Source organism: Herbaspirillum sp. Sphag64, from assembly GCF_014192645.1.
Classification (GTDB): Bacteria; Pseudomonadota; Gammaproteobacteria; order Burkholderiales; family Burkholderiaceae_D; genus Herbaspirillum.
In genome coordinates this window covers 19,265-35,684 of record NZ_JACHYE010000012.1, presented here as the reverse complement: position 1 = coordinate 35,684, position 16,420 = coordinate 19,265, and the positions used below count along the sequence as shown (strand labels likewise).

17 protein-coding genes are annotated in these 16,420 nt (G+C 54.0%); 4 read left to right on the top strand and 13 right to left on the bottom strand.

Going from position 1 to position 16,420, the window contains the following annotated elements; all coding sequences use genetic code 11:
• Nucleotides 1-78 precede the first annotated feature (78 nt).
• The 7 genes from FHW66_RS16705 to FHW66_RS16675 form a co-directional block, all read right to left on the bottom strand.
• A complete protein-coding gene (locus tag FHW66_RS16705; RefSeq protein ID WP_183380958.1) occupies nucleotides 79-879 on the bottom strand; it encodes a MetQ/NlpA family ABC transporter substrate-binding protein in 801 nt (266 codons plus the stop codon).
• A 91-nt stretch (nucleotides 880-970) separates the two neighbouring features.
• On the bottom strand, nucleotides 971-1,624 hold the full coding sequence (locus tag FHW66_RS16700) for a methionine ABC transporter permease (protein ID WP_183380957.1): 654 nt from the start codon (nucleotides 1,622-1,624) through the stop codon (nucleotides 971-973).
• Nucleotides 1,614-2,663, bottom strand: a complete 1,050-nt coding sequence (locus FHW66_RS16695) for a methionine ABC transporter ATP-binding protein (protein WP_183380956.1) — start codon at nucleotides 2,661-2,663, stop codon at nucleotides 1,614-1,616. Before FHW66_RS16695 ends, FHW66_RS16700 begins: the two co-directional genes overlap by 11 nt.
• A gap of 278 nt (nucleotides 2,664-2,941) precedes the next feature.
• Nucleotides 2,942-4,585 carry a chaperonin GroEL gene (groL, locus tag FHW66_RS16690; protein ID WP_183380955.1) on the bottom strand — a complete coding sequence of 548 codons (1,644 nt, stop codon included), beginning with the start codon at nucleotides 4,583-4,585 and terminating at the stop codon, nucleotides 2,942-2,944.
• A 94-nt stretch (nucleotides 4,586-4,679) separates the two neighbouring features.
• The gene (groES, locus tag FHW66_RS16685) at nucleotides 4,680-4,970 is read right to left on the bottom strand and encodes a co-chaperone GroES (protein WP_183380954.1); all 291 of its coding nucleotides are present in this window, start codon (nucleotides 4,968-4,970) and stop codon (nucleotides 4,680-4,682) included.
• An 890-nt stretch (nucleotides 4,971-5,860) separates the two neighbouring features.
• Nucleotides 5,861-6,661: an anti-sigma factor gene (locus FHW66_RS16680; protein ID WP_183380953.1), complete on the bottom strand. Its 801-nt coding sequence runs from the start codon at nucleotides 6,659-6,661 to the stop codon at nucleotides 5,861-5,863.
• A complete protein-coding gene (locus FHW66_RS16675; protein ID WP_183380952.1) occupies nucleotides 6,651-7,214 on the bottom strand; it encodes a sigma-70 family RNA polymerase sigma factor in 564 nt (187 codons plus the stop codon). Before FHW66_RS16675 ends, FHW66_RS16680 begins: the two co-directional genes overlap by 11 nt.
• A 174-nt stretch (nucleotides 7,215-7,388) precedes the next feature.
• Here FHW66_RS16675 and FHW66_RS16670 point away from each other — a divergent pair, with 174 nt between their 5' ends.
• The 3 genes from FHW66_RS16670 to FHW66_RS16660 are packed head-to-tail and all read left to right on the top strand — an operon-like array spanning nucleotide 7,389 to nucleotide 9,105.
• Nucleotides 7,389-7,790 carry a cytochrome c family protein gene (locus FHW66_RS16670; protein WP_221197046.1) on the top strand — a complete coding sequence of 134 codons (402 nt, stop codon included), beginning with the start codon at nucleotides 7,389-7,391 and terminating at the stop codon, nucleotides 7,788-7,790.
• Between the two features lie 32 nt (nucleotides 7,791-7,822).
• On the top strand, nucleotides 7,823-8,716 hold the full coding sequence (locus FHW66_RS16665; RefSeq protein WP_183380951.1) for a metallophosphoesterase: 894 nt from the start codon (nucleotides 7,823-7,825) through the stop codon (nucleotides 8,714-8,716).
• The gene (locus tag FHW66_RS16660) at nucleotides 8,713-9,105 is read left to right on the top strand and encodes a cupredoxin domain-containing protein (RefSeq protein WP_183380950.1); all 393 of its coding nucleotides are present in this window, start codon (nucleotides 8,713-8,715) and stop codon (nucleotides 9,103-9,105) included. The genes FHW66_RS16665 and FHW66_RS16660 overlap by 4 nt, the downstream gene beginning before the upstream one ends.
• Nucleotides 9,106-9,256: 151 nt before the next feature.
• Here FHW66_RS16660 and FHW66_RS16655 read toward each other — a convergent pair whose 3' ends face one another.
• The 6 genes from FHW66_RS16655 to pruA all read right to left on the bottom strand — a co-directional run bounded on the left by FHW66_RS16655 (nucleotide 9,257) and on the right by pruA (nucleotide 15,571).
• Complete coding sequence (locus FHW66_RS16655) at nucleotides 9,257-9,976, bottom strand: ABC transporter ATP-binding protein (protein ID WP_183380949.1); 720 nt, start codon at nucleotides 9,974-9,976, stop codon at nucleotides 9,257-9,259.
• Nucleotides 9,973-10,773 carry an ABC transporter ATP-binding protein gene (locus FHW66_RS16650; RefSeq protein ID WP_183380948.1) on the bottom strand — a complete coding sequence of 267 codons (801 nt, stop codon included), beginning with the start codon at nucleotides 10,771-10,773 and terminating at the stop codon, nucleotides 9,973-9,975. The genes FHW66_RS16655 and FHW66_RS16650 overlap by 4 nt, the downstream gene beginning before the upstream one ends.
• Entirely contained in the window at nucleotides 10,770-11,657 is an 888-nt protein-coding gene (locus tag FHW66_RS16645) for a branched-chain amino acid ABC transporter permease (protein ID WP_183380947.1), read from the bottom strand. The genes FHW66_RS16650 and FHW66_RS16645 overlap by 4 nt, the downstream gene beginning before the upstream one ends.
• A complete protein-coding gene (locus FHW66_RS16640; RefSeq protein WP_183380946.1) occupies nucleotides 11,650-12,543 on the bottom strand; it encodes a branched-chain amino acid ABC transporter permease in 894 nt (297 codons plus the stop codon). The genes FHW66_RS16645 and FHW66_RS16640 overlap by 8 nt, the downstream gene beginning before the upstream one ends.
• A 148-nt stretch (nucleotides 12,544-12,691) precedes the next feature.
• Nucleotides 12,692-13,798, bottom strand: a complete 1,107-nt coding sequence (locus tag FHW66_RS16635; protein WP_255459016.1) for an ABC transporter substrate-binding protein — start codon at nucleotides 13,796-13,798, stop codon at nucleotides 12,692-12,694.
• A gap of 153 nt (nucleotides 13,799-13,951) precedes the next feature.
• On the bottom strand, nucleotides 13,952-15,571 hold the full coding sequence (gene pruA / locus FHW66_RS16630) for an L-glutamate gamma-semialdehyde dehydrogenase (RefSeq protein WP_183380944.1): 1,620 nt from the start codon (nucleotides 15,569-15,571) through the stop codon (nucleotides 13,952-13,954).
• A gap of 121 nt (nucleotides 15,572-15,692) precedes the next feature.
• On the opposite strand from pruA, the gene FHW66_RS16625 reads away from it, so the two are divergent.
• Nucleotides 15,693-16,418: a GntR family transcriptional regulator gene (locus FHW66_RS16625; RefSeq protein ID WP_183380943.1), complete on the top strand. Its 726-nt coding sequence runs from the start codon at nucleotides 15,693-15,695 to the stop codon at nucleotides 16,416-16,418.
• The last annotated feature ends 2 nt before the right edge of the window (nucleotides 16,419-16,420 follow it).

Genomic DNA, 16,420 nt, shown 5'->3' with positions numbered 1-16,420 from the left:
CGTTCTGAGAATGTAAAAAGGCCCGAGGCTGAGTGAGACAGCCTCGGGCCTTTTGATTTGAGGGCGTTGAGTGCCCGCTTACCAGGAAGTGATGACCGAGTTTTTATACTTCTCGGTGACAAACTTCTTGATCTCAGCACTATGATAAGCCTTGACCAGCTTGGCGACCCAAGGCTTGTCCTTGTCTTCAGCGCGCACAGCAATCACGTTCACGTAAGGACCTTTCGAGGCTTCCACTGCGATACCATCCTTGGTCGGCGACAGGCCAGCCGACTCCGCGAAGTTACCGTTAATGGCGGCCGCGTCGAAGTCATCCAGCGAACGTGGCAGCTGGGCAGCATCCAGTTCAACAATCTTGATTTTCTTCGGGTTGTCGATCACGTCCAGTGGCGTTGCCTTCAGACCAGCATCGGCCTTGAGCTTGATCACGCCTTGTGCCTGCAGTAGCAGCAGCGCGCGGCCACCGTTGGTCGGGTCGTTGGGCACGCCAACGCGCGAGCCAGCTTTTAGCTCGCTGAGCGACTTGATCTTCTTTGAGTAAATGCCCATCGGGAAGGTGATGGTGGTACCCACGCTGACCAGCTTGTAACCACGGTCCTTGACCTGTGCATCCAGGTAAGGCTGATGCTGGTAGCTGTTGGCATCCAGATCGCCTGCCGCCAGTGCTGCATTTGGCTGGATATAGTCGCTGAACTCAACGATTTGCAGTTTCAGGCCATCTTTTTCGGCTATCTTCTTGACCTGTTCCATGATCTCGGCGTGTGGACCACCGGTGACGCCGATCTTGATCGGCTTGTCCTGCGCACAGGCAGTACCGGACAACAGTGCTGCGCTGATTCCCAGGCCTGCAAACAACTGGATTAATTGACGACGCTTCATGAGTTTCCTTTCAGTATGAATCTGCAACCGCAGAGGATAGCTGCGTTGGATGATCCCGGTTGGTAGTGCTTGAATTAAATCTGGCCACAGCTCAACGGTGGCTGAGGCGTCTTACCAGTATATCGCCCAGAGTCTGCACCAACTGGACAAAGACGATCAGGATCAGCACCACTGCGAGCATCACTTCCGGCAGGAAGCGTTGATAGCCGTAGCGAATACCCAAGTCACCCAGCCCACCGCCGCCGATGGCACCGGCCATGGCCGAGTAGCCGACCAGGCTGACGAAAGTGATCGTCAAGCCGGCGACGATACCGGCAAACGCTTCCGGCACCAGAACCTTGTAAATGATCTGCCAGGTCGTCGCGCCCATCGCCTGCGCTGCTTCGACCAGACCATGATCTACTTCGCGCAGCGCGGTTTCGACCAGTCGTGCAATAAAAGGTGCGGAGGCAATCGTCAATGGCACGATGGCAGCAGCGGTGCCAATCGAGGTGCCGACGAAGAAACGGGTCAGCGGGATCACTGCCACCAGCAAAATGATGAACGGAGTCGAACGCACCGCGTTGACCAGCAGACCAGCAAACCGATTGAAGATGGTGTTGGGCAGAATCCCATGGCGATCGGTTAGATGCAGGGCAATCCCGAGTGGGATTCCAACGACGGCACCCAGAATGCCGGAGATGCCCACCATCATCAGGGTTTCGCCGAAGGAACCGATAAACAGATCAAGTAATTCAGACGACATGGTTCAGCTCCTCAACAACGACGCCTTGAGCGCGCAGATAATTCATGGCATTAGAAATATTTTCAGGCGTACCGTTGGCCAGAATGGCCAGCGAGCCAAACGCCTGCCCCTGGATTTCATCGATCTGGCCATGCAGGATGTTGAAGTCCAGTTCAAAGCGTCGCACAGCTTCCGACAGATGAGGCTGGTCGACACTGGAGCCGGTGAAGGCAAAGCGGAACAGGTGGTCCGTTCCTTCGCCTGCCTCAGCTTTTGCCAGCCGTTCACGCAGTCGCTCAAGCACGCCCTTGGGCAACTCATGGGCGATCACATCACCGATCAGTGCGCGAGTCACTTCATGCTTCGGCTCGCGGAATACATCAAGGACTTCACCTTGTTCAATCACCTGGCCCGCTTCCATCACCGCCACGCGGTCGCAGATGACCTTGATCACTTCCATTTGATGGGTGATCAGCACAATCGTCAGCCCCAGCTCCTGATTGATCTTGCGCAGCAGCTCCAGGATCGAGCGTGTGGTTTCAGGATCCAGCGCCGAGGTGGCTTCGTCCGACAGTAATACCTTGGGATCATTGGCCAGTGCACGGGCGATACCGACACGTTGTTTTTGACCACCGGAGATTTGCGCCGGATAGCGATCCTTGAGCGCAGTCAGTCCAACCAGCTCCAGCAGCGGCGTGACCTTTTCGGAAATATCGGCCTTCGACCAGCCAGCCAGTTCCAGCGGCAGTGCAATATTGTCGTAGACAGTACGCGAAGAAAGCAGGTTGAAGTGCTGGAAGATCATGCCGATATGACGTCGCGCTTCGCGCAATGCATCGGGCGCCAGCTTGGTCATGTCCTTGCCATCGAGGATGATGCTGCCCGAAGTCGGTCGGTTGAGCATATTGATGGTGCGCACCAGCGTGCTTTTGCCAGCGCCGCTGCGGCCGATGATGCCGAAAATTTCACCCTTGCGAATGGACAGGTTGACGTCGCGTACCGCATCGACGCTACCGCTGCCGCTCTTGAACCTTTGGGTCACGGCTTGAATGTCGATCATGTTGTCGTTGCTCATTTGCAATGAAAGGCAGCCAAATTGCTGCCTCTTGCGACAACTTTCTGCCTTGTTTGATATATAGAGTGCGTGATTTTATGAGTATTTCGTTGGTTGAGAAACTACATTTTGCCTATTCCTTAATGAGGAAAAGGCATAACCACGCTTACTTAGACTTACTCAGACAAATACCGCCTCGTTTTGGTGCCCTGAAAAATGAAAAAGGCCTCGATTGCTCGAGGCCTTCTCTGTGCCGCTCCGGTAATGCCGGAGCTAGCGGCAAATTACATCATGCCTTCCATGCCGCCCATACCACCCATACCGCCTGGCATACCGCCAGCTGGCTTGTCGTCTGGCAATTCAGAAACCAGCGCATCGGTAGTCAGGATCAGTGCGGCAACCGAAGCAGCATTTTGCAATGCCGAACGGGTTACCTTGGCTGGATCCAGCACGCCCATTTCAACCAGATCGCCGTAGGTGCCGTTGGCAGCGTTGTAACCGTAGTTACCAGCGCCACCCAGAACCGCATTGATCACGACCGAAGGTTCGCCGCCTGCGTTGAATACGATTTGACGCAGTGGCTCTTCGACAGCGCGCAGAACGATCTTGATACCAGCTTCTTGATCAGCGTTGTCGCCTTTGAGTTCCTTGACACTGGCGCGAGCACGCAGCAGAGCCACGCCACCGCCTGGCACAACGCCTTCTTCGATCGCTGCGCGGGTAGCATGCAGAGCATCTTCCACACGTGCTTTCTTTTCCTTCATTTCGACTTCGGTAGCAGCGCCAACCTTGATCACTGCAACGCCGCCTGCCAGCTTGGCAACACGTTCTTGCAGCTTTTCACGATCGTAGTCGGAAGTCGCTTCTTCGATTTGCGCGCGGATTTGCTTGACGCGTGCTTCGATACCAACTGCAGCACCAGCGCCGTCGATGATGGTGGTGTTTTCCTTGCCGATTTCGATACGCTTGGCTTGACCCAGTTCAGCCAGAGTTGCCTTTTCCAGTGTCAGGCCAGTTTCTTCCTGGATCACTTGGCCGCCGGTCAGGATAGCGATATCTTCTAGCATTGCCTTGCGACGGTCACCGAAGCCAGGAGCCTTGACAGCTGCAGTCTTCAGGATGCCACGGATGTTGTTGACCACCAGAGTTGCCAGCGCTTCGCCGTCAACATCTTCTGCAATGATCAGCAATGGACGGCCAGCCTTGGCGACTTGTTCCAGGATCGGCAGCAGATCACGGATATTGGAAACCTTCTTGTCGAACAACAACACGAATGGGTTTTCCAGCGCGACGATTTGCTTTTCTTGATTGTTGATGAAGTAGGGCGACAGGTAGCCGCGGTCAAATTGCATACCTTCGACAACATCCAGTTCGATTTCCAGCGACTTGCCGTCTTCCACGGTGATGACGCCTTCTTTACCGACTTTTTGCATTGCTTCGGCGATCTTTTGACCGACTTCGGCATCCGAATTAGCCGAGATCGAACCGATTTGTTCGATTTCCAGCTGAGTAGTCACGGGCTTGGACAGTGTCTTGACTTCGGTAACGATAGCGGAAACGGCTTTGTCGATACCGCGCTTCAGATCAGTCGGGTTGAAACCAGCAGCAACATACTTGAAGCCTTCGCGAACGATCGCTTGTGCCAGTACGGTTGCAGTTGTGGTGCCATCACCTGCGTTATCGGAAGTCTTGGAAGCAACTTCCTTGACCAGTTGCGCACCCATGTTTTCCAGCTTGTCTTTCAGTTCGATTTCCTTAGCGACCGACACACCGTCCTTGGTCACGGTTGGTGCACCGAAGCTGCGGTCCAGAACCACGTTACGGCCCTTAGGACCCAGTGTTACCTTGACGGCATTTGCCAGAATGTTGACGCCGTTGACGATCTTTGCACGTGCTTCATCGCCGAAAATTACTTGTTTTGCTGCCATGTTGGATTCTCCAAAAATTCGTTTGAATACGCCTATTGAGGCTTATCCTGAAAGGGAGTTGCTCGCTGCAAGCGCCTTGCGCTTGCGACGCCGATTACTTTTCGACGACGGCGAACAGATCTTCTTCGCGCATGACCAGCAGTTCCTGGCCATCGATCTTCACGGCTTGACCGGAGTATTTGCCAAACAGTACGCGGTCACCGACCTTGACTGCCAGCGCACGGACTGAGCCATTTTCCAGAATCTTGCCATTGCCGATAGCCAGCACTTCGCCTTGATCAGGCTTTTCAGTAGCGGCTTCAGGCAGAACAATACCGGATGCAGTCTTGGTTTCTTGGTCGAGACGCTTGACGATAACGCGATCGTGCAAAGGACGAAGACTCATACAAACTCCTTAAAAATCAATGGTTTAAAATAATTGTGACAAGCGCTGCAAAACTTACTTAAGCCCTGCAGCGTCACTCCGTGCCACATCGGAAAAGTAGGTAGGCCAGAAGGGTTGTTAGCACTCCTCCCTGACGAGTGCTAAGTATAGGGGCGGGTTGGGGGATTTTCAAGAGCGCATTTTGCGCGTTTGCCATTATTGTTGTCGAAAGTCTTCTATCTCTGAACTCTCAACGAGGTACCAAAACGATAACTAATTGTTATTCCCATGAGGAAATGTTTTTATCGGAGCTTTTGATTTCCGAATTAATCTTTGTCTGCGAGTGTGGGCATGCTGGTGCCCAGTATTTCCCCGAAGAGTCGATTCTAAAATTTTGTGTAGAGAATTGAGGTCGGGAGCACCTAAATGAGGAGGTGAGCCGCCCGAGCCCGCAAATAGCGGCTCTAGCCCTATTCCAGAGACTATGTGGGGTATTAGGTCGAGGCTATACCGCTCAGGGAAAGGATGGACCACAACGTAGTCAAAGTTGTCGTGAATGACTTCTGCGACAATGGCTTTCAGTACACTTGTTCGGCTAAGAAGTTGGAGAGCGGCGTTGTCTTCGAATTTCGTTAAAGCAGTGGAGCTACCGAGGAACTCGCGACAAAAAAGACAGACTGCTAAATGAGCGACTGGCGCTGGAGCGCTAGATCCAGAAAGTATTGTGCGAAGGATCGGTATATGTTTTCCACATTTTTCGCAGCTATTCTTTAAATCGCAATGGTGACTGAAACAATACTCCGTTGTTCTAAATCTCCATTCGATTCTCAAATAAGGGAAGACGTCGCCTGGCATGGTGTCTCAGACTGGTATCGGAAAATCTTACGTGGATTAATTGCAGCGCCAGGGAGTCATTTGGCCATTTCCGTGATCAGCAGATGCTGAAATTGTTGTAACTCAGGACCATTCAAATCCGAGATGGCGGCATAAGCCATCTCGCCATCCGACCAGCGCAACAGTTGAAAGCCATGAGTCGAGCTGAGTTTGCTGCGCTGCGCAGCCTTCTCTGGCCACACAAACAGATTGATCAAATGCTTGTCATGCCGGTACACCATCGCTGCCGCTGCATGCTGATCGAAGTAGTCAAGCCGTCCTCCGATTAGAGGGAAATTTTGTAGTGCCAAGTCAAACACCGGTGGCGAAAAATCCAGCTTTCCACTGAACCATGGCTTGACTGTGTGCTTGTCGGTGGAGACCACATCTGCCAGATGATCAAGCTGCAATGAGCGGAAATGCGTGGCTACAATTTCCTGATCGATTCTGTCTTGCTCGGACGGCATGCCTATATAAAGTGATAAGACCACTGCGAACGCCAGTGAGGCTGTACTGGCAAAGCCAAAGTTGATGCGCGCCCACGGCCAGTTCTGCAGTCGAGTCCATAGTTGTTCCACAAACGTAGCAGGCGTTACTGCTGGCGCAACGGATGCCGTTGCCTGAGTGACGTCGTTCACCACGCGCAAACGCAACGCCGCTGGTGCGCTATGGCGGCTGGCATGCGCCCGGACCATGCGTCGCACCCCGAGCAAGTCGTTTTGCGCGTCCTGGCAAGCTGGGCAGGAGCCGAGATGCTGCGCGTGGAGTTTGCTGGTCGCTGCATCGAGCGCACCATCCAGCGCGGCCTGCATGGTTTGTTGACATTCTTCACAGTTCATTACCGGCTCCAATACCATTTCGTTGCAGATGCTCGCCCAATAATTTGCGTCCGCGTGCCAGGCGCGACATGACGGTGCCGATTGGTACTTCGACTACCTCCGCGATTTCCTTATAAGACAGATCCTCAATGTCCTTGAGGACCACCACTTCCCGAAAAATGCAGGGCAACTTGTCCAGGCCGGCATTGATGATGCGCTGGATATCGCGGCCTGCGACGATGCTCTCCGGATGGCTGCCTGTGGCAAAGCCAGAGGCGCCAATCTGTTCGGTACCGCCACTGTGCACTGACTCATCAAAATCAATGTGCTCCTGTTCCTGACGGTGCTCACGTAGTGAGGTGTAAAAAGTACGCCGCACGATGGTCAGGATCCAGGCACGTGGATTGTCGCCTCGGAACTGATCGAAAAAGCGGAAAGCACGCAGGTAGGCCATCTGCACCACGTCTTCCGCAGCAAAGTCGTCTCGCGTGAGCCAGCGCGCCAAACTGTATGCCGCATCAAGGTGGGGCAACGCCAACTGTACAAAACGATCGTTTTTCTTATCCTGAGTCAAATGCTCACCTTTATGATTCGGCACTTCCTAAACAGACGCGTTTGGAGCAGCGTTTATTCCCGCTGAATTCAGCATTTTTATGAAATAAATCAGGTTTTTCCGGGAATATTCCTGACCTTTGACCAGTTATGCAAGGTGTAGTTACTGAACAGCCTCGACATCAAGGTGATTCTCATGAAGGGCATTGTATTGCGAACCTGTCTTTATTCCTTGTTGCTGTGCACCTTCATGCCAGTGGCTGTATTTGCGGCGCCGCCGGAAGTACATGGTCAGGTTCTTTATCAACAATTGTGCGCAAGTTGTCACTCAATCGCTTACAACGGTGTCGGTCCTGCCCACCAAGGGGTCTTCAACCGCAAGGCAGGCAGCGCCCCAGATTATGAGTATTCACCCGCGCTCAAGGAATCCCAGGTGATTTGGAGCGAAAAAACTTTGGATCAATGGCTGCGCAATCCAGAGCAATTTATTCCGGGTAACAAAATGGGTTTTCTGGTTGCATCGCCGCAAGATCGTGCCGATTTGATCGCCTATCTGAAACACGCAAGCACTACCGCAAGTGATGCAGCAAATAAATAACACCGCAACGATGACCTCTCCAGGGGAATGACATGATCAATCGCAGAGATTTCTTGAAGCTTACGGCTGCCGGTGGTGGTGCCGTATTGATGTCGAGTTTATACACAGGGGCGTTGGCGGTCGATAGTCCTCGTGTAGACGATTTTTATTTTGTACAACTATCTGATTCGCACTGGGGCTTCAGTGGCCCCGCCAATCCGGATGCTGCCAATACCTTGAAAAAAGCGGTCGCCGCTGTCAACGCATTGCCAATGGCACCAGAGTTCATCGTCTTCACTGGCGATCTCACACAAACCACCGATGATCCCAAGGAACGACGTGAACGTATGGCGCAGTTCCGTGACGTCGTTGCAGAACTGAAGGTCGGACCTGTGTATTTCATGCCCGGCGAACACGATGCCGCACTCGACCGTGGTGCGGCATACAAGGAATATTTTGGAAAAACGCATTACCGTTTTACGCACAAGGGCGTGCATTTTCTGGTGCTCGACAATGTCTCCGATCCCGGGGCGAAGATTGGTGAGGAACAACTGGTCTGGCTCAAGAGTGAACTTGCCGCGCTGGAGCAGGATGCGCGCATTGTCGTCTTTACCCATCGCCCCTTGTTCGATCTGGAACCCAAATGGGATTGGGCCACCCGTGATGGCGATCAGGCAATCGCACTCTTGATGCCCTATACCAATGTCACCGTGTTTTATGGGCACATCCACCAGGAGCACCATCACATAACTGGGCATATCGCCCACCATGCCGCTCGCTCACTGATCTTCCCATTACCTGTGCCTGGCTCCCAGGACCGCCGCACTCCATTGCCATGGGATCCTGCAGCACCCGGTAAGGGGCTCGGGTTTCGTGAAGTGCAGTCCGAGGCGCGTCAACTGCAGTATCAGTTGCAAGAATTTCCGGTGCCACAGGGGCAATCATGAGGTCGAGTCGAAGACAATTCCTGCGTCGTATCTTGGGCAGTAGTGGTGCCGTCTTGTGTGGCGGCAGCTTGCTGGCTGAAGCGGCCGGAGAAACCAGTCAGCCACAGCCCGCCCGGGTCATCCGTATCGAGGCGAAAAAATTCACCTATACCCCCAATGAGATCGCCATCCAGCAAGGGGAGTCCGTGATTCTTGATCTGACGGCACTGGACTTTGTACATGGATTCAATATTCCTGACTTGCACGTACGAGCCGATATCGTGCCAGGAAAAGCCACACGGTTACCGCTGCAATTCCCTTCTGCGGGGAAGATCAGTTTTCTGTGTGACAATTTTTGCGGAAGCGGACACGAAGAGATGGGGGGGAATTTCAACGTCATTGCCTCTTAGCACACCGGATCACCGTGATCGAGAATTGTTTTGTGTCGACCGTGAGGCAGTCCTTGTTGCTCTTGCTATGAGAAAGACGGCGCAACTGCCTCTGGCAATACGCACCGTCTCTATCGCATCATGTCAACTTGGCTTGCCGATGATTCAACGGTTAAGCCGCCCGTCCGCCGAGATAAAGTTCACGTACTTGCGGATTGTTTAACAACTCAGCGGCGCTGCCGGTAAGCGCGACTGCGCCCATCGACAGCACGTAGGCCCGATCCGAAATACGCAGGGCTTCCATCGCGTTCTGCTCTACTATCAGGATCGTGACCTGCTCCTTGCTGCGTACCTGCTGGATCGCTTCGAATACTTCCAGCAACACCTTGGGCGACAAGCCGGCCGATGGTTCATCCAGCAACAGCAAGCTTGGGCCTGGCATCAGTGCACGCGCCAGTGCCAGAATCTGCCGTTCTCCACCGGACATCGACGCTGCCGGCGTGTTGAATTTCTTGCGCAGGATCGGATAGAGCGTGCATAACTCGTCGATCCGTGCACGACAATCAACCTCGCTCATGAAGTGACCACCAACCTGCAGGTTTTCCCGAATGGTCAGCGCACTGAACACATTCTCGGTTTGCGGTACAAAGCCGATACGGCAATGGCGGATCTTGTGATGCGCTGGTAATGTCGATATATCCTTGCCTTGCAGCGTTATAGTGCCGCTGCGCGGTTGTAGAAAACCGGCGATGGTTTTCAGTAGCGTCGATTTTCCACAGCCGTTGGGACCAAGCAGAGTGACAATTTCGGCTGGCTGAGCTTGCAGTGTCATGCCTTTGAGAATATCGACTTCCGGCGTATAGCCCGCGACGACGCTATTGATGTCAATCATGCTTGTTCCTCCAATGTTGCCGCAGTTTCAGCGCCATGGCCACCCAGATAGGCTTGCAGTACCCGTTCATTCGATGACAGTTCATCGGGACGACAGCTGGCTACGATGTGGCCGCGATCGAGCACGATGCAGCGGGTGCAGACTTCGCGGATGAAGTGCATGTCATGTTCGACGATCATCAGTGTCATACCTTGCTGGTTCAGGCGTTGTAGGGCCGTCACGATGTCGCGGCGCAGATTGGGATGGACGCCAGCGGTCGGTTCGTCGAGCATGACCATTTGCGGATTGCCCATCAGTGCACAGACGATGCCGAGCAGTTTCTTCTGTCCGCCCGACAAGGCCGAGGCGGGCAGGTTGCGTACAGGGGTCAGGAGTAGTTCATGCAAGAGGACGCTGGCTTTATCACAAGCCTCCTGTTCGGCGGCGCGGGTAGCACCAGTGCCAATCAATGTCCCCCAGAAACCATGATGTGAGGTCGCTGCCGCCATCGCGACCTCCATCACCGACATTTTGGTTGGCATGGATGGCAGCTGGAAAGTACGCGCGATACCAGCGTCGACAATCTGATACGCGCTCATTTTGTCGATTCGTTTGCCACGATAGGCGACGCTGCCATTGTCGATTGCTTCGAAGCCGGTAATCGTATTGAGTAGCGTTGACTTGCCTGAGCCGTTAGGGCCTAGCAGCCCGACGATTTCCCCCGGCTGGATCGAAAATGAAACCTCTTGCAAGACTTGGTTGCCGCCGAAGGCTTTGGCAACCGATTGCACTTCCAATAAAGTGATTGGCGAACTCATGGCATTTTCCTCAGTTTTTCAGGAACCAGTCCCTGACTGCGCCATAACAGGCATACCAGCAAAATCAAACCGATCAGGCCCAGACGCAATGCGCCCGAGACGTCGGAGCCAAAATTGAAATAGTCCTTCGCAAATGGCACAACGGAATACGCTGTCTGCACCAACGCCACACCGACGATCACACCAAGTGTATTGCCCATGCCGCCGATCATTAACATTGTCCAAAGTAGAAAGGTCTCCGATGCCAGTAGGTAATCGGGGCCGACGAAACTCATGTAATGCGCATACAAAGAACCAGCGATTGCAGTGATCGCTGCACCGGCCATGATTGCGCGTGACTTGAGTGAGCGCAGGTTGTAACCCATGCAAGCTGCTAGCTGAGGCTCTTCCCGCATAAGCCGCAGGGCACGGCCAAAGCGACCGTTGCCGAGTCGACGGCAGAGCAGGGCGGCGATCACCAAGGTGATGAGTACCAAGGAAAGAAATGCCAGCGCATTCCAGGGACGCGGCAACGATTCGAACAGTGAGGGAATGGCACTAATGCCTTGTGCGCCACCGGTGAGCCAATCCTCATTGGTCGCCACGGTACGCAGGATTTCCGCAATGGCCAAGGTGGCAATGCCCCAGTAATCGGAGCCGAGCTGACGGCCCAGGCGTGCGATTACCCAGCCTAATAGCATGGCCACACAAACACCCAGCGCAGCACCGATGATCGCAGGATAGCCCGCAGTCATGGCAATGCCGGTAGCGTATGCACCGATTGCAGCAAAGGCAATATGGCCGAAATTGAGCAAGCCAGAATAACCCGCCTGTAGATTCAGACCAAGTGCCATCAGTGCATAAATGCCGGAGATGGTGAACGAAAAAATCAGAAAATCAAACACGGCGTACCTCACGATCAAACAGGCCATATGGTTTGAATAACAGAGCCAGCAACAGGATCAGGAAAGAGGCGGCACTGATGTAGGCAACCGGAAGGAAAGCAACCGAAGTACCGAACATCCAGCCGAAATTGAGATTGGTCACCAATGTTTCGGTGACAGCGATCAACAGCGCACCAGCCACTGCGCCCAGTGGATTGCCCAGGCCACCAAGGATGGCAGCGGCAAACACCGGTAGCAGCAGATCCTGTCCGAGGTTGATATGTGCACCGCTGGTCATGGCCAGCATGCTGCCACCCAGTGCTGCCAGTGCGCCGCTGCTGAAATTGACCAGATGGGTAATGTGTTCGGCATTCAGGCCAGATGCCGCCGCTAGTGCGCGGTTTGACGACAACGCACGCATCGCTCGACCGGTGCGGGTAGTGAATAACAAAGCAGTGAATAGAACGAGCACGACCAGTGTCATGACAAGCGCGTACAACTGTGTCAGTCCGAGGCGGACATTAGCGATCACTAGCGGTGCGGATAACGGCAGCTTGTACATGAGTGGAAATGAACCCGCGACGCCCAGTGTGACTGCGACAATCAGCATCGCCACTGCGAGTGATCCGATCATTGTCATGGCGGGGCCGGAACGCAGCAGACGGCGAAACAGCAACATGTGCAGCATCAGCGCCAGCGCACCGATCAGCATGCCGGCGATCGCAATGGCGACAACCATTGACAAGCCGGTAGCATGCAGTGCATAGGTCAGGTAAGCGCCCAGCATCGCATACTGTACGTGTGCGATATTGGGGAATTTCACTAGCCCGTACACCATGCTCAGACCCAGCGCAATGAGTGCCAGATCGGTGGTGCGGACTAATGTGTCTATCAGAAATTGCAACATCAATAGCTCCGAAAATTATCCCGTGCAAAAATCCGCCGTGAGCGTCGCAGCGGACGACCTCAAGCGGCGGTTTTTGGTGTCTTTCGTTAACAGCAAATCTGCTTGCCGTCTCCCGCAACGACTGTCAGATCGAGAGTGTCAGCAGGTCTTAGCGCGAGACGATTTTCCCGCCGTCGTACTTCAGCTTTGCATACGGTGGATTCTGACGTTGCCGGTCATTGTCGAAAGTGATCGCGCCAGTGACGCCTGGATAGTTTTTGCCGATCTCCTTCAATGCCGCCTGGATATCTGCTGGCTTGGTCGATTTGGCGCGGTTGATCGCAGCAGCGGTCAGCATCACGGCGTCATAGGCATAGCCAGAGTAGGATGTCTTCATGCCTTCCTTGTACCTGGTGCGGAACGCCTCGGCATAAGTCATGCCGGCTACACCATCGACTGATCCCACTTCCATGCCGAGCTGGCCATTGGCGATTTCAGCGGGTGTATCCGAGAGGCACATGCTCAGCAAAATGCCGTACCAGGGCGTCTTGCGCAGACCGAGTTCAAATGCTTCACGGTTGATGATTGCCGACTCCTGGCCGTAGGCGGTGTAGATGTAAGCATCCGGTTTGCTGCGTTCGACTTGTTGTAGTTCGCGACGGTAGGTCGACTGGCCAGCGGTATATAGCAATTCGGTGGAGATCTTTCCGCCAAGCTTTTCGTATTCTTCCCTGAATCCATGTGCGACACCTTGTCCGTAGGCGTTGTTCGGCGCGATCACGGCGATCTTTCGGTAACCCAGCGCCCAGACATCAGCAGCGGAGAATTTATTACCGAAGTTTTCCAGACCTATCACGTTGAAGGAGGTCGCACCAAGATCACGAATCTTCACGCTGGTGCTGGCGATATTGATATGGGTAACACCTTCCTTGACCAGATACTGGCCAAGCGGAATGCTGATACCCGACGAATATTCGCCGATCACTACCGGTACCTTATCAACGCTGACCAGTTTGCGTGCTGCATTCAATGCGGTGGTCGGATTGCCACCAGAATCTTCGACGATCACGCTGAATTTTTTGCCAAGCACACCGCCTTGCGCATTTACCTTCTCTACCGCGAGATCGACTGCCCGGCGTACATCTTCACCAACGGTAGCATTCGCGCCAGTCAGCGACAGCACTGCACCCATTTGTACGCTTTCCTGTGCCAGAACAGCGGAAGACGCCGAAACCAGCGACAACAACAGCGCCGCAGATGTGAATAGAGGTCTCATTTTGAATATCATTTTTATTGCTCCAATGTGGATTGAAAGACGAACGCCTGCCGATACAGGCAAGGTGTGCTGCTAGATGGAAACGTCTGGGGTGAAACGATGCTGGAAATCAAAAAGGCAGGTACAGACCAAGGCCTGCACCTGCCAGATTGCTTATTTCTTCATGTAGGCGTAGCCGTACTCAACCGGAGGTGCCGACGTTTCCTTGACGGTGCGTGGCGATACCCAACGCTGCAGGTTGAGTGAAGAACCCGCTTTGTCATTGGTACCACTGCGGCGTGCACCACCGAAAGGTTGCTGACCAACCACCGCACCAGTGGGCTTGTCGTTGATATAGAAATTGCCGGCCGAGAAGCGTAATTCCTGAGACGCTTGCAAAATGGCGGCCCGGTCGGTGGCGAACACGGCTCCGGTCAATGCGTAGCTACTGGTACCATCGACCAGCTTCAACACATCATTCCACTGTGCGTCCTGGTAGACGTAGACGGTGAGTACGGGGCCAAAAATTTCGTTTTGCATCAAGCTGTGCCGAGGATCCTTCACTTCAATCACGGTCGGTGTGACGAAGTAGCCGACACGGTCGTCGACCTTGCCGCCCGTCAGGATCGTGGCGTCCTTGTCGCTGCGCGCGCGGTCGATATAGCCCGCGATACGATCAAAGGCGCGACGATCAATCACCGCCCCCATGAAATTTTCGAAGTCGCAGACGTCGCCCATCTTGATCGATTCGGTCATGTTGATCAGGCGCTCCTTAACCGATGGCCAGAGTGACGTCGGGATATACGCACGGGAGGCGGCGCTACATTTCTGGCCCTGATATTCAAATGCACCACGCAGCAGCCCGACGGCTAGCGCATCGACTTCTGCCGATGGGTGCGCCAGCACGAAATCCTTGCCACCGGTTTCGCCGACCAGTCGCGGATACGATTTGTATTTGCTGATGTTGCGACCCACTTCGGCCCACATGCCGTCAAACACGGTAGTCGAGCCGGTAAAGTGAATTCCTGCCAGCGCCGGATGATTGAGCGCCTCGTTACTGACATCGATCGGGTCGCCCGGCACAAAGTTGATGACACCCTTGGGCAGCCCAGCGGCTTCCAGCAATTCCATGAACATGAAATTGGATAGCGCTGCTGTCGTTGCTGGTTTCCACAACACCGTGTTGCCCATGAGTGCTGGCGCTACGGCGAGGTTGCCGCCGATGGCCGTGAAGTTGAATGGCGTGACGGCATAGACGAAGCCCTCCAGCGGACGGTATTCCATGGCATTGCGCACGCCAGCAGAAGACATCGGCTGGTTCGCCACAATCTCATTGGCGAACTGCACGTTGAAGCGAAGGAAGTCGATCAACTCACAGGCCGAATCGATTTCCGCCTGCACCACAGTCTTACTTTGACCAAGCATGGTGGCGGCATTCAGGCGTGCGCGCCAGGGACCTGCCAAGAGATCGGCAGCTTTCAAAAATATCGCAGAACGCTCTTGCAGCGACCAGGATGCCCATTCTTGCTGAGCGTCGATGGCGGTGTTGATCGCGGCTTGTACCGTCTCTTTCTCAGCATGATAAATGTTTGCCAGAACGCGGGAATGTTCATGAGGCGCACGTACAGCCGAGTTGATGTGGCCGAAGATGCGCCTGCCACCAACAATGGCGGGAATTTCTCGGCAGATGTTCTTTTGTGCGTCCAGATCGGCGCGCAGCAGATCGCGCTCCACGCTGCCTTGCAAGTAACTGAGTACCGGTTCGTTACTGCTCATTGAATGTGGTGTTGTCATGGTGTTATACGATTATATATAAATTGGATCCAATGTTTAATATTTGGATCCAGTATAGCGAAGGGCAACTTGAGGCACAATAGAAAACTTATTGAGACTAATTTTTCCTTCAGATTTCCTTATGCCAACATCACCGAACCGGGCCAAAACTACCTCGAAGGGATTGCCCCAGATCATCCGGGACCAGCTTCGCTACGAGATTCTGAAAGGCACCATGCCAGCCGGCACCCAGTTGCGTCAGGACGCTCTGGCCGAGCGCTTCAACACCAGCCGCTTGCCGGTACGCGAGGCTTTGCGCCAATTGGAGTCGGAGGGGCTTATTACCTATCAGCGCAACCGTGGTGCAGTGGTGGCAGGAATGGATGTCGATCAGCTCTGCGAGATGATGGATATTCGTATCGCACTGGAGTGCTACGCCGCGCGTATCGCAGTGCCGAACATGGTGCAGCGAGATTTCGATCACTTGAAGGAAATTCTGGATCTCTACAACGCCTCCGAAACGGTTACCGAATGGGCCGAATACAACCGACGCTTTCACCTTGGGATCAGCGCGCCGGCCAATAATCGTCGTCTGCGCCGCCTGATTGAAGAGTTTTGCCTCAATACCGATCGCTATACCCATGAAATGATGTCTTTAGCCACCGGCAAGGATGGTCCGCAGGCGGATCACTACGAGATTCTTGAAGCGTGCAAGCGGCGAGATGGCGATAGAGTGGCGCAACTGTTGGAGCTGCACATTCAGGAAACCAAGAACAACCTGATTGCCACGGATCGACTCAAGCGAGAGAGTAGCGAACGCGATGATAGCGACAATCAGTTTTATTCAGAAGCGACGCTGGATGCCTGATC

What these genes read in the sequence shown, in the direction of transcription:
- FHW66_RS16670 (WP_221197046.1), top strand. Translation starts at nt 7,389, where the DNA reads ATGAAGGGCATTGTATTGCGAACCTGTCTTTATTCCTTGTTGCTGTGC.
- groES (WP_183380954.1), bottom strand. Translation starts at nt 4,970, where the DNA reads ATGAGTCTTCGTCCTTTGCACGATCGCGTTATCGTCAAGCGTCTCGAC.
- FHW66_RS16705 (WP_183380958.1), bottom strand. Translation starts at nt 879, where the DNA reads ATGAAGCGTCGTCAATTAATCCAGTTGTTTGCAGGCCTGGGAATCAGC.
- FHW66_RS16635 (WP_255459016.1), bottom strand. Translation starts at nt 13,798, where the DNA reads ATGAGACCTCTATTCACATCTGCGGCGCTGTTGTTGTCGCTGGTTTCG.
- FHW66_RS16665 (WP_183380951.1), top strand. Translation starts at nt 7,823, where the DNA reads ATGATCAATCGCAGAGATTTCTTGAAGCTTACGGCTGCCGGTGGTGGT.
- FHW66_RS16640 (WP_183380946.1), bottom strand. Translation starts at nt 12,543, where the DNA reads ATGTTGCAATTTCTGATAGACACATTAGTCCGCACCACCGATCTGGCA.
- groL (WP_183380955.1), bottom strand. Translation starts at nt 4,585, where the DNA reads ATGGCAGCAAAACAAGTAATTTTCGGCGATGAAGCACGTGCAAAGATC.
- FHW66_RS16695 (WP_183380956.1), bottom strand. Translation starts at nt 2,663, where the DNA reads ATGATCGACATTCAAGCCGTGACCCAAAGGTTCAAGAGCGGCAGCGGT.
- FHW66_RS16680 (WP_183380953.1), bottom strand. Translation starts at nt 6,661, where the DNA reads ATGAACTGTGAAGAATGTCAACAAACCATGCAGGCCGCGCTGGATGGT.
- FHW66_RS16655 (WP_183380949.1), bottom strand. Translation starts at nt 9,976, where the DNA reads ATGATTGACATCAATAGCGTCGTCGCGGGCTATACGCCGGAAGTCGAT.
- FHW66_RS16660 (WP_183380950.1), top strand. Translation starts at nt 8,713, where the DNA reads ATGAGGTCGAGTCGAAGACAATTCCTGCGTCGTATCTTGGGCAGTAGT.
- FHW66_RS16625 (WP_183380943.1), top strand. Translation starts at nt 15,693, where the DNA reads ATGCCAACATCACCGAACCGGGCCAAAACTACCTCGAAGGGATTGCCC.
- FHW66_RS16650 (WP_183380948.1), bottom strand. Translation starts at nt 10,773, where the DNA reads ATGAGTTCGCCAATCACTTTATTGGAAGTGCAATCGGTTGCCAAAGCC.
- FHW66_RS16700 (WP_183380957.1), bottom strand. Translation starts at nt 1,624, where the DNA reads ATGTCGTCTGAATTACTTGATCTGTTTATCGGTTCCTTCGGCGAAACC.
- pruA (WP_183380944.1), bottom strand. Translation starts at nt 15,571, where the DNA reads ATGACAACACCACATTCAATGAGCAGTAACGAACCGGTACTCAGTTAC.